We start from the raw sequence: 12,404 nt of genomic DNA, 5'->3' as shown, positions 1-12,404 counted from the left end.
CCCGGCACCTCGTCAGACGGTGCCGTAGAGGCGATCGCCCGCGTCGCCGAGACCGGGCACGATGTAGCCGTGCTCGTTGAGGCCCCGGTCGAGCGCGCCGAGCACGAGCGTCACATCGCGGTCGCCGACGAGCGACTCGATCGCGTGCAGGCCCTCCGGCGTGCCGAGCAGGCAGACCGCGGTCACCTCGGTCGCACCGCGGTCGAAGAGGTACTTGATGGCGGCGGCGAGCGACCCGCCGGTCGCGAGCATGGGGTCGAGCACGAAGCACTGCCGTCCGCTGAGATCGTCGGGCAGGCGCTCGGCGTACGTCGAGGGCTGCAGCGTCTGCTCGTTGCGGACGATGCCGAGGAAGCCGACCTCCGCGGTCGGGATGAGCTTCGTCATCCCCTCGAGCATGCCGAGGCCGGCGCGCAGGATCGGCACGACGAGCGGCCGCGGCTCGGCGATCTTGACGCCCGTCGTCTCGACGACGGGCGTGCGGATGGTCACGGGCTCCACGCGCACATTGCGCGTGGCCTCGTAGGCGAGGAGCGTCATGAGCTCCTCCGTCAGCTGGCGGAAGACCGGCGACGACGTCGCCTCGTCGCGCAGCACCGTGAGCTTGTGCGTGATGAGCGGATGGTCGGCGACGTGCAGGCGCATGCCACCAGGCTACCGGGGCGCACCTGCACGGACACCCGCCGCTGCGTGAGAGCGCGCGTCGTAGGCTCGGAGGCGTGAACGCGTCCCCCGCCGACCGCGCCGCGATGGGGCGCGCGCTCGCGCTCGCCGACCTCGCCGCGGCAGACGGCGACATCCCCGTCGGCGCCGTCGTGCTCGGCCCCGACGGCACGGTGCTCGGCGAGGGCCGCAACCTGCGCGAGCACACGCACGATCCCTCCGCGCACGCCGAGGTCGTCGCGCTGCGCGAGGCGGGAGCCGCGACGGGCTCGTGGAACCTGGAGGGCTGCACACTCGTGGTGACGCTCGAGCCGTGCCTCATGTGCGCCGGCGCCCTGCTGCAGGCCCGGATCGGGCGCCTCGTCTTCGGCGCATGGGACGACAAGGCGGGGGCGGCCGGTTCGCTCTACGACGTCGTGCGCGACCGGCGCCTGCCGTACCGCGCCGAGGTCGTCGCCGGCGTCCGCGAGGCCGAGTCGGCCGACCGGCTGCGGCGCTTCTTCGACGCGCGCCGCTGAACGTCGCGCCGCCGAGCTCAGCGGACGAGCGGCAGGACCTCCGCTCCGAGGTACGCGATGTGGTCGAGGTCGGAGAGATCGAGCAGCTGGAAGTAGATGCGCGTCGCCCCGAGCGCCTTCAGCCGCTCGATCTTCTCGGCGATCCTGGGCGCGTCGCCGAAGAAGCCCGTGCCGGCCGCGAACGTCTCCGCGTCGGTGCCGATCGCCTCCGCGCGGCGTGCGAGATCGGGCTCCGTCGCCCCCGCGACCGTCGTGAGGCCGGCGCTCAGCTTGAGCGTCGCGGGGTCGCGGCCCTCCCGCTCGCACGCCTCGCGGACGCGGGCGAACCGCGCGCCGATCTCCTCCTCAGACGCGAAGACGGCGTTGAACTCGGTCGCGAAGCGCGCCGCGAGCTCGGGGGTGCGCTTCGCCCCGCCCCCTCCGACGATGACGGGCACGCGATCCTGCACGGGCTTGGGCAGCGCCGGCGCGTCGACGAGGCGGTAGTGCTCCCCCTCGAACGAGTAGCGCTCGCCCACGGGCGTCGCCCACAGCCCCTGCACGATCTCCAGCTGCTCCTCGAGGAGGTCGAACCGCTTCGCAGGGAACGGGATGGCGTACGCCTCGTGCTCGGCCGGGAACCATCCCGTGCCGAGCCCCAGCTCGACGCGCCCGCCCGACATGGCGTCGACCTGGGCCACCTGGATCGCGAGGATGCCCGGCCAGCGGTACGTCACCGACGACACGAGCGTGCCGAGGCGGATGGCCGACGTCTCGCGGGCGAGGCCGGCGAGCGTCGTCCACGCGTCGGTGGGGCCGGGGAGGCCGTCGCCGTCGAGGGTGAGGTAGTGGTCCGACCGGAAGTACCCGTCGAAGCCGCTCCTCTCCGCCTCCCTGGCGAACGCGAGCTGGGTGTCGTAGCTGGCCCCCATCTGGGGCTCGGTGAAGACGCAGAACTCCATGCCGCCAGTCTGTCAGCGGCAGCGCCCGTCAGTCCGACGACTTCAGGATGAACGTCTCGGTCGGGGGCGCCTGCTCGGTGGGCGAGCGGTACACGTCCGGCTCGAGGAAGATGATGCGCGCCGCAGGGACGGCCTCGCGGATGCGCGCCTCGACCGCGTCGATGTCGCGCGCCGCGTCGGCGACCGAGATGTCCTCCGGCAGGCCGATCTTCCCGGCGACGAGCAGCTCCTCCGGCCCCACGTACAGCGTCTTCACGTGGATGAGCTTCTCGACCTCCGGCCCGCCCTCGATCGCGGCGACGATGCGGTCGAAGTCTGCCTCCGTGGCGCCCTCGCCGACGAGGAGGCTCTTCGTCTCGATGCCGAGCACGATCGCGACGAGGATGAGGAGGGCGCCGATGCAGAGCGTGCCGATCGCGTCGAAGACGGCGTCGCCTGTGATCGCCGTGAGGCCGACGCCGAGGAGCGCCAGCACGAGACCGGTGAGCGCGGCGACGTCCTCGAGCAGGACGACGGGGAGCTCCGGCGCCTTCGCACGCCGGACGAACGAGGCCCACGACTGCCCGCGTTCCCGGATCTGATTGCTCTCGGCCATCGCCGTCCGTAGCGAGAAGCTCTCGAGGCCGATCGCGATGAGGAGGATCACGACGGGGAGCCAGACGTTCTCGAGCTCGTGCGGATGGGTCAGCTTGTCGATGCCCTCGTAGACGGAGAAGACGCCGCCGACGGAGAAGAGGATGATCGCGACGACGAAGGCGTACACGTAGCGTTCGCGCCCGTACCCGAACGGGTGCTCCCGGTCGGCGGAGCGGCGCGCCTTGCGGCCTCCGAGCATGAGGAGGAGCTGGTTGCCGGAGTCGGCGACGGAATGGATCGCCTCGGCGAGCATCGACGCGGAGCCCGACAGGGCCCATCCGATGAACTTCGCGATCGCGATCCCCATGTTCGCGGCGAAGGCCGCGAGGATGGCCTTGCCGCCGCCGTGTGCGCTCATGCTCGAAGTCTAGGCGGCGCGCCCGCCGTCGTCAGGGGACCGGTCGGCGCCCAGCGGCGCCTCAGCGCGGGTCCATAGGATCGTCGTATGCCTGAGACCCTCCCCTCCGTCGCGTTCCTCGGTGCCGGCTCCATGGGCGGCGCGATCCTGCGCGGTCTCGTCGCGAGCGGACTGTCCGGCGACGCCGCCCTGTTCGCGACCAACCGCTCCGCGGCGAAGGCCGCCGGGCTCTCCGACCTCGACGGCGTCACGAGCATCGCGCTCGAGGAGGAGCCGGGCGGCAACGCGCGCGCGGCCTCGGGAGCCCGCGTGGTCTTCATCGGCGTGAAGCCCGCCATGGTCCCCGACCTGCTGCGCGAGATCGCCCCCGCCCTGCGGGACGACGCGATCGTCGTGAGCCTCGCGGCCGGTGTGACGCTCGAGACCTTCCGGACCATCCTCGGAGACGACGTGTCGGTGCTCCGCTCGATGCCCAACACCCCGGCCCTCGTCGGCAAGGGCGTGACGGGGCTCGTGCGCGGCGCTGCGACCTCCGACGACGACGTCGCGCTCGTGCGGCGCCTCTTCGAGACGGTCGGCATCGTCATCGAGGTGCCGGAGGACCGGATCGATGCGCTCTCGGCGATCTCCGGCTCCGGACCCGCGTACGTCTACCTGCTCGTCGAGCTGTTCACGCGCGTCGCCGTGGAGCACGGCTTCTCCGAGGCGGATGCGCGCGCCATGACGGAAGGCACCTTCATCGGCGCGTCCGCTCTCCTCGACGCGACGGGCGAGGACCCCGCCGAGCTGCGCCGACGCGTCACGAGCCCCAAGGGGACGACGGAGCGGGCCATCGCCGTGCTGCAGGGGGCGGCTCTCGACGGCGTCTTCCGCGAGGCGGCAGACGCCGCGATCGCCCGGGCGAAGGAGCTCGCCCAGGGCGCATGAGCGTCAGCGGTCGAGCGACGCGAAGCGCTCGATGTCCTCGTTCGTCCCCGACACGATGATGAGGTCGTGGTTCGTGACCACGGTGTTCGCCTCGGCGTAGCGGAACGGCTTCCCGGGGCTCTTCACGCCCACGACGGTCACGCTGTACTTCGTGCGCACGCCCGACTCGTTGAGCCCGATGCCGCGGATGAACTTCGGCGGGTACATCTTCGCGAGCACGAAGTCGTCGTCGAAGCGGATGAAGTCGAGCATCCGGCCGCTGACGAGGTGCGCGACGCGCTCGCCGGCCTCGCGCTCGGGGTAGATGACGTGGTTCGCGCCCACGCGGGCGAGGATCTTGCCGTGCGACTGCGAGACCGCCTTCGCCCAGATCTGCGGCACCTTGAGGTCGACGAGGTTGGCCGTGATGAGCACGGAGGCCTCGATCGACGACCCCACGGCGACGACGGCGACCTGGAAGTCGGCGGCGCCGATCTGCTGCAGCGCCTCGAGGCTGCGGGCGTCGGCCTGCACGGCGTGGGTGACGCGCTCCGACCATTTCTGCACGAGCTCGAGGTTGTCGTCGATGGCGAGCACGTCGCGGTCGAGACGGTCGAGCTCTCCCGCGCATGCGGCGCCGAAGCGGCCCAGCCCGATGACGAGGACGGGGGCGTCGCTGCGGATCTGCTCAACCAACGATCGGCCTTTCGACGGGCAGCGCGTACTGCTGCGATTTCGAGGTCGCGGCCACGGCCGCGGCGAGGGTCACTGTACCAACGCGCCCCATGAAGATCGTCACGGCGAGCACGTACACCGCGGCGTCGGGGAGCTCCGCCGTCAGCCCCGTCGAGAGCCCCACCGTCGCGAACGCCGAGATGACGTCGAACAGCACCTCGGCGAGCGGCGCCTTCGTGATCTGCGCGATGACGATCGTCGACAGCGCGACGATCGTCGCGCCCCACGCGAGCACGGCGACGGCGACGCGCTGCACGTCGCTCGGGATGCGGCGGCCGAAGACCTCGACGCTGCGGCGGCCGCGCGCCTCCGACCACACCGAGAGGGCGAGCACGGCGAGCGTCGTGACCTTGATGCCGCCCGCCGTCGACGCGGAGCCGCCGCCGACGAACATGAGCATGGACGCCGCCAGCATCGACGAATCGTAGAGCTCGCCCGGATCGATGACCGAGAAGCCGCCCGAACGGGTCATGGCGGAGAGGAAGAACGCCTGGAAGATCGTGTCCCATGCGTCGCTCTCGCCCCACGTTCCGGGGTTGCCGTACTCCAGGACGAGGAAGACCAGGCCGCCCGCGACGAAGAGGATGACGGTCGTGATGAGCGTCAGTTTGGTGTGCAGCGGCCACTTCTTGGGCTTCGAGAGCTGCTTCGACAGGGCGTAGATGACGGGGAAGCCGATGCTGCCGAGGAAGACGGACGCCATCAGCACGGCGAGGAAGAAGTAGTCGGTGTGGAACGACTCGAGCCCGCCCACCGTCGGCGTGAAGCCGGTGTTGGTGAACGACATGGCCGCGTAGTACGGCGCGATCCACAGCGCATCGAGCCAGCTGTACCCGGCCCAGAGGATGGGCACGTAGAGGAGGATCGACACGACCCCCTCGATGACGAGCGTCGAGAGCGCCACGACGCGCAGGAGCTGGCCGATCTCGCCCAGGCGGACGGCCTGGCCCTCGTTGACGACGCCGCCGTGCGAGCGGAGGGGGTTCGTGTCGCCCGCGGCGATGAGCTTCGCGCGCAGGCCGAGCCGCTTCGAGATGACGAGGCCCAGCACGCTCGCGAGCGTGAGCGCGCCGAGGGCGCCGATGTTGACGCCGACGAAGATGACGACGTGTCCGAACGCCGACCAGTGCGTGGCCATGTCGACCGTCGCGAGGCCCGTCACGCAGATCGTGGAGACGGCCGTGAAGAGCGCGTCGGCGAGCGGGGTGTGGGTGCGGCTCTCGCTCGCGATGGGCAGCGAGAGCAGGGCCGTGAAGAGGAGGATGAGCGAGAGGAAGACGAGGACCGCGAACCGGGCGGGCGAGGACGTCGTGAAGTCCCGGAAGAGCTGTCCGGACCGCCGCGGGAGCCGGCGCAGCGCATCGGCGAACGCCGCAGACGGGCTCGTCGCCATGCCGTCCCCTCTCGCGCCCAGGTCGCCCATCATGGTACTCGGCGGCGGGCGCGGCTAACCTATCGGCATGGCGGACATCTTCGACGTGATCGCGGACGGCACGAGGCGCGACATCCTTCGGCTTCTGCTCCGTCGATCGTCGGAGGGATACGACGGGACGAGCGTCTCCGAGATCGTCGCCGAGCTCGGCGTCAGCCAGCCGACCGTGTCCAAGCACCTCAAGGTGCTGCGGGAGGCGGGCCTCGTGTCCGTGCGCGAAGAAGGCCAGCACCGCTACTACAGCCTGTCCCCCGAACCGCTCGAGGCGGTCGACGACTGGCTCGTGCCGTTCTTCGTCGACGAGGCCGAGCTCGCGGCGGAGGCGGCGGCCTCCGTCGCACTGCCCGAGCCCGCCGCGCGCGTCGCCGAGACGGTGGGCCGAGCCGCCGCCTCCGCGAAGAACGTCGTCCAGTCGGCGCTGAGGCGGCTGGGAGCCTGACCGGCTGACGTGCGTATGCCGGCATCGGCACGCGCGGAGCCCTTTTGGCATGCCCTCGGGAGCATGTCTGCGTGCACGCCGTGCATATCGTCATCGGAGCGCGAGGACGACGCTCTCGCGCGCGCATCCATACCAGTCGTTTTCGTGGGCCGGAAGACCGTCGGACGCGTGCGCTCCGCGTCGTCCCCATGGCTCCCCGGATAGTCGGAACCCGACCGTGAGCGGGGGTTTCCTCGCCCGCAGGAACCTGGGAGATATATCGGAAGTTCCTGTGGACAGCTGGGTCGAGATCCCGTAATACTGGCGGCGGTGCTCGTCGGCGAATGCCGGCATCTGGGGGAGCCACGTTCTGAGAAGGGCGAGGTAGATGCGACAGCAACCATCCGTTCCGCGACCACGCGGCGGCGCACGAACGAGGAGGATCGGGCGTCTGCCCGTTCTCCTCACGGGAACAGCGGCGGCGGTCGCCGCGGCGATGATCGTGTCGACGACGAATCCGGCGCTGGCCGCCGGTCTCGACACCTACCCCGATGAGCCGACGGAGGCCGAGGCGAGCGTCCTCGACTCGACGATCGGCGGTACCGACATCGCGGGCGGCGCGCACTCGCACGCCGGCTCGGTGTCGGACCCGGGACCGAACCAGGAGACGCTCCAGGCGGAGCTCTTCGGGAGCCAGCTCATCGACTTCGGCGGCATCTCGCTGCCGATCGACCAGTTCCTCGACTTCGGCCAGGCCGGCGTGCTCCTCAGCGAGTCCACGGCGACCGACGGGCAGAACGGCGAGGCCATCTCGGGCATCGCGGGCGGCGACGGCGGGGTCACCCTCGACGGCGACGACGCGAACTTCGGCATGGCCAGCATCAACCTCCTCGCGATCCTGCAGGAGGCCGGCGTCTCGGGCATCACCGACACCCTCATCGACCGGGCCGACCTCAACGTCGGCCTCGGCGGCGCGTGGGTGGAGGCCGTCGCGGGCGAGTTCCTCGACCCCGACGGGGTGGGAGGCCTCGGCCAGTACCGTCTCGCAGGCGCCGACCTCACTCTCCACTCGCCCGTCATCGATCAGGCGGCGGACGGCCTCAGCGATGCGACCGCGAACGTCGAGCAGACGCTCGTCGACACGATCAACGGAGCCCTCGACCTCACGAGCCTCATCGAGCTCGTGCCGGGTGCGAGCCTCGACGTCGACATCGCGACGACGCTGCAGCAGGACGTGCTCGACGCGCTCCTGCTCGCGCCGATCACGACCGACGACGGCCTCGTCTCGCTCAACCTCGGCGACGGCACCATCACGATCGACCTCGGCCGCTTCGGCGGCAACGACGACGGCGTGATCCCCGACCGCCCCGTGGGACTGAACAACCAGGACCCCAACACGGAGCTCATCGACTCGACGACCTACCCCTTCATCGCGAGCAGCGTGCACGACGTCATCGAGAAGGTGCTCGAGGTGACGCTCGAGACCGTCGCGACCTCGCTCGAGTCGGTGCAGCTGAACTTCAGCGGCGCGGTGCCGATCGTCGGGGACGCGGCGTTCTCGATCAACCTCGCGGGCGAGATCGTGCAGCCGTGCACGGGCAGCGCATGCCTCGTCTTCGCGCCGATCGTCTCCGCCGCCCAGCTCGCATCCGCGGCGCTGAGCCCGATCCTCACCGACCCGGACGGCGTGCTCTACTCGCTGTTCACGACCATCAAGACCGATCTCATCACGGTGCCGGTCCGCGCAGCCGTGGATCCGTTCCTCGACATCCTCGCGCAGTTCCTCTCCCTCCAGATCAACCATCAGGAGACGACGACCTGCACGTCGGCAGCGGGCGACCTCACGACCGGCCTCGAGGTCTCGGCCCTGAGCCTGGGGCTCGTGGGCGGCGATCTCGCGCGTCTCAGCATCGGCAACGCCGGCGTCCGCATCGACGCCTGCGCCCTCGCGGTCGCGCCGACGCTCGAGGTGGCCTCGCCGGCACCCGCCGGCTCGTGCGCCGCGATCACCTCCGACGGATGGGCGCCGAACAGCGAGGTCACGTTCGAGCTGCGCGACGCCGACGGCAACCCGCTCGGCACGCCCGTGACGGTCACGGCCGACGCGAACGGGGTCATCCCGGTCGACACGTGCCTCACGATCCCGGCGGACACGCCGCCAGGTGACTACACGGTCAACGGCTCCGACCCCGACGGCAACGCGATCGACGCGCCCGTCACGGTCTACGCGCCGACTCTCGAGGTCACGTCGCCCGCGGCGCCGGGCGTGTGCACGCCCGTGACGTCGGGCGGCTGGGTCCCCGGCAGCACGGTCACGATCCAGCTCACCGACGCAGACGGCAACCCCGTCGGCGCTGCGGTGACGGCGGTCGCGGACGGCGACGGCAACCTGCCCGTCGACACGTGCGTGCTGGTCCCCGAAGGCACCCCTGACGGCGACTACCCGGTGGTGGCGACCGACGAGAACGGCGCCGAGATCACCGACACGCTCACCGTCGAGGCCGACGCTCCGCTGACCCCGACACTCGGCGTCGAGTCGCCCGTCCCCGCGGGCACGGACGCCGACGTCACGTCGGGCGGCTGGGTTCCGGCGTCCGAGGTGACGCTGCAGCTCGAGGACGCCGACGGCACCCCCGTGGGCGAGCCCGTGACGGCCACGACGGACGACCTGGGAGCCGTCCCGGACGGCACCGTCGTCCCGATCCCGGCCGGCACGCCCGCCGGCACGCTGACGCTCGTCGCGAGCGACCCCGACGGCAACACCGCCGAGGCGTCCGTCGAGGTGTACGCGCCGACGCTCGAGGCGACGAGCCCCGTCGCGCCGGGCGACGCCACGCAGATCACGTCCGCCGGCTGGCAGCCCGCCAGCGAGGTGACGCTGCAGCTCGAGGACGCCGACGGAACCCCCGTGGGCGAGCCGGTGGTCGTCACGACGGACGGCGACGGCGACGTCCCCGCCGGAACGACGGTCCCGATCCCGGCTGATGCTCCCGAGGGCGACTACACGGTCGTCGGCACCGACGCCGACGGCGCGGTGGCCGAGGCCCCCGTCGTCGTCGAGATCGGCGCGGTCAGCCCGACGCTCACGGCGTCGTCGCCGGTTCCTGCCGGAGGCAGCACCGAGGTCGAGTCGACGCAGTGGAACCCCGCGAGCGAGGTCACGCTGCAGCTCGAGGACGCCGACGGAACCCCCGTGGGCGAGCCGGTGGTCGTCACGACGGACGGCGACGGCGACGTCCCCGCCGGGACGACGGTCCCCATTCCCGCGGAGACCCCGGCCGGCACGCTGACGCTTGTGGCGAGCGACCCCGACGGCAACGCCGCCGAGGCGCCTGTCGAGGTCTACGCGCCGATCATCGAGGCCACGTCGCCCGAGATCGCGGGTGGCGAGACCGAGGTCACGTCGAGCGGCTGGGTGCCGCTCTCGGACGTCACGCTGCAGCTGACGGACGGCGACGGCAACCCCGTCGGCGAGCCCGTCACGGTCGCGGCCGACGACGCGGGCGCGGTTCCGGCCACCACGGTCGTCGCCATCCCGGCCGACGCACCCGCTGGCGACTACACGGTCGTCGGCACCGACGCGAACGGCGCGGGGGTCTCGGCTCCTGTCGAGGTCATCGCCCCCGCCATCGAGGCGACCTCGCCGGTTCCGGCCGGCGGTGAGACCACGGTGACGTCGGGCGGCTGGGCGCCCCTCGCACCGCTCTCGCTGCAGCTGACCGACGCCGACGGCAACCCCGTGGGCGAGCCGGTCGACGTCACGACGGATGACGCGGGTGCGGTTCCGGCCGGCACCGCGGTCCCCGTTCCGTCGGATGCCGCCGCGGGCGAGCACACGGTGGTCGCGACGGACGGCGACGGCAACTCCGTCTCCGCTCCCGTCGAGGTCTACGTTCCCGTCATCGAGGTCACCTCTCCGGTCACGGCCGGCGACGCGACGGAGGTCGCGTCGGGCGGCTGGCTGCCCGAGTCGGAGGTCTCCCTCCAGCTCGAGGACGCTGACGGCACCCCCGTGGGCGAGCCCGTGGTCGTCACGACGGACGGAGACGGAAGCGTCCCCGCCGGCACGACGGTCCCGACGCCCGAGGACGCGGCCGAGGGCGACGTGTTCGCCGTCGTCGCGACCGACGCCAACGGTGCCGCCGTCTCCGACACGGTCGAGATCGTGGCGGCCGTGGACCCGACGCTCGAAGCGACATCGCCGGCTCCCGCCGGCGGTGAGACCGAGGTCACGTCGGGCGGCTGGCTGCCGGAGTCGGAGGTCACCCTGCAGCTCCAGGACGCCGATGGCACCCCCGTGGGCGAGCCGGTGGTCGTCACGACGGACGGCGACGGCAACGTCCCCGCCGGCACGACGGTGGCCATCCCGGCCGATCTTCCTGCGGGCGACTACGCGGTCGTCGGAACGGACGGCGACGGCAACACGGTCGACGCGCCCGTCGCGGTCTACGCGCCGGCCATCGAGGCCACGTCGCCGGTTCCGGCCGGCAGTGCGACCACGGTGACGTCGAGCGGGTGGCAGGGCTCCGACGAGGTGACCCTCCAGCTCGAGGACGCCGACGGCGTCGCGGCGGGCGATCCCGTGACGGTGACGACGGACGCCGACGGCGCCGTCCCCGCCGGCACGACGGTGGCCATCCCGGCCGACGCCGTCGAGGGCGACGTGCTCGCCGTCGTCGCGACGGACGCGCACGGTGCGGAGGTCTCGGCTCCCGTCGAGGTCATCGCGGCCATCGATCCCACTCTCGAGGCCACGTCGCCGGTTCCCGCCGGCGGTCAGACCGTGGTCACGTCCGGGGGCTGGGTGCCGGAGAGCGATGTCACCCTGCAGCTGACCGATCCTGAGGGCGTGGACGCGGGCGAGCCCGTCGTCGTCACGGCCGACGGCGAGGGCAACCTGCCGGAGGGCACCGCCGTCGCGGTCGCGACCGAGAGCGAGGCGGGCGACTTCACGCTCGCCGCGGTCGACGAGTTCGGGAACGACGCGGTCGCCACGGTGGCCGTGTACGCCCCGACCCTCGAGGTCGAGACGCCCGTCGAGCCCGGTGCGTGCGCCGCGGTCACGTCGGGCGGCTGGCAGCCGGGCAGCGAGGTCAGCCTGCAGCTGACGGATGCCGACGGCACCCCGGTGGGCGACCCCGTGGTCGTCACGGCCGACGCCGACGGCAACCTGCCGGCCGGCACGTGCATCCCGATCCCGGAGGACGCCGAGCCCGGCGACTACGAGGTCGTCGGGACGGACGAGGACGGCGCCGAGATCACGACCCCGGTCGCGATCCAGGACGACGCCGACGCCACCGCAGACGCCGACGCTTCGGCTGACGCCGACGCCTCGGCTGACGTTGACGCTTCGGCTGACGCCGACGCCTCGGCTGACGCTGACGCGACGGCCGACTCGACCGCCGATGCCACGGCTGACGCCTCGGCCGACTCGAGCGCCACGGCCGACGCGACGGCGGACAGCACGGCTGACGCCTCGGCTGACTCGAGCGCTTCGGCGGACTCGAGCAGCTCGGCCGATGCCGATGCCAGCGCCTCGAGCGACAGCGATTCGGACGCCTCGAGCGATGACGGCGCGAGCGCGTCGAGCAGCTCGAACGCGAACAGCTCCAGCAGCGCGAACGGCAACGGCTCGAGCAACGGCGGCCTGTCTCCGACGGGCGGCGAGTTCGACGCCATCCCGCTGGCACTGCTGGTGATCCTGGCCGGCGCGGGCATCCTGCTCGGCGCCACCCGCGGAAAGTGGACGGTCCGCAAGGACTGATGCCCTGACGCACACAGCGGCGGCCCCGGAGAC

The 12,404-nt window shown here is 72.0% G+C and carries 9 protein-coding genes; 4 read left to right on the top strand and 5 right to left on the bottom strand.

Annotation, left to right across the window (positions count from 1 at the left end; genetic code table 11):
* Nucleotides 1–12: 12 nt before the first annotated feature.
* Nucleotides 13–645 carry a uracil phosphoribosyltransferase gene (upp, locus tag ACWGPF_RS11315; protein WP_452332923.1) on the bottom strand — a complete coding sequence of 211 codons (633 nt, stop codon included), beginning with the start codon at nt 643–645 and terminating at the stop codon, nt 13–15.
* Between the two features lie 104 nt (nt 646–749).
* On the opposite strand from upp, the gene ACWGPF_RS11310 reads away from it, so the two are divergent.
* Nucleotides 750–1,181, top strand: coding sequence for a nucleoside deaminase (locus tag ACWGPF_RS11310; protein WP_452332952.1), 432 nt, complete (start codon nt 750–752; stop codon nt 1,179–1,181).
* Nucleotides 1,182–1,198: 17 nt separating this feature from the next.
* On the opposite strand, the gene ACWGPF_RS11305 is transcribed toward ACWGPF_RS11310, so the two are convergent.
* Together ACWGPF_RS11305 and ACWGPF_RS11300 are read right to left on the bottom strand one after the other, a co-directional pair.
* On the bottom strand, nt 1,199–2,122 hold the full coding sequence (locus tag ACWGPF_RS11305) for an LLM class F420-dependent oxidoreductase (protein ID WP_452332922.1): 924 nt from the start codon (nt 2,120–2,122) through the stop codon (nt 1,199–1,201).
* A gap of 28 nt (nt 2,123–2,150) precedes the next feature.
* Nucleotides 2,151–3,116 carry a cation diffusion facilitator family transporter gene (locus ACWGPF_RS11300; protein ID WP_345439969.1) on the bottom strand — a complete coding sequence of 322 codons (966 nt, stop codon included), beginning with the start codon at nt 3,114–3,116 and terminating at the stop codon, nt 2,151–2,153.
* Between the two features lie 87 nt (nt 3,117–3,203).
* On the opposite strand from ACWGPF_RS11300, the gene proC reads away from it, so the two are divergent.
* On the top strand, nt 3,204–4,043 hold the full coding sequence (proC, locus tag ACWGPF_RS11295; RefSeq protein WP_452332921.1) for a pyrroline-5-carboxylate reductase: 840 nt from the start codon (nt 3,204–3,206) through the stop codon (nt 4,041–4,043).
* A 3-nt stretch (nt 4,044–4,046) separates the two neighbouring features.
* On the opposite strand, the gene ACWGPF_RS11290 is transcribed toward proC, so the two are convergent.
* Nucleotides 4,047–4,718 (bottom strand): potassium channel family protein, encoded by a 672-nt coding sequence (locus tag ACWGPF_RS11290; protein ID WP_345439973.1) that lies wholly within the window; start codon nt 4,716–4,718, stop codon nt 4,047–4,049.
* Entirely contained in the window at nt 4,711–6,150 is a 1,440-nt protein-coding gene (locus ACWGPF_RS11285) for a TrkH family potassium uptake protein (RefSeq protein WP_452332920.1), read from the bottom strand. The genes ACWGPF_RS11290 and ACWGPF_RS11285 overlap by 8 nt, the downstream gene beginning before the upstream one ends.
* Before the next feature lie 67 nt (nt 6,151–6,217).
* On the opposite strand from ACWGPF_RS11285, the gene ACWGPF_RS11280 reads away from it, so the two are divergent.
* A complete protein-coding gene (locus tag ACWGPF_RS11280; protein ID WP_452332919.1) occupies nt 6,218–6,628 on the top strand; it encodes an ArsR/SmtB family transcription factor in 411 nt (136 codons plus the stop codon).
* A 481-nt stretch (nt 6,629–7,109) separates the two neighbouring features.
* A complete protein-coding gene (locus ACWGPF_RS11275) occupies nt 7,110–12,371 on the top strand; it encodes a hypothetical protein (protein ID WP_452332918.1) in 5,262 nt (1,753 codons plus the stop codon).
* Nucleotides 12,372–12,404 lie beyond the last annotated feature (33 nt).

The organism is Microbacterium sp. NPDC055683 (assembly GCF_053617895.1).
Note: the sequence above shows the minus strand (reverse complement) of the source record. Positions and strands in the feature narration are given on the sequence as shown.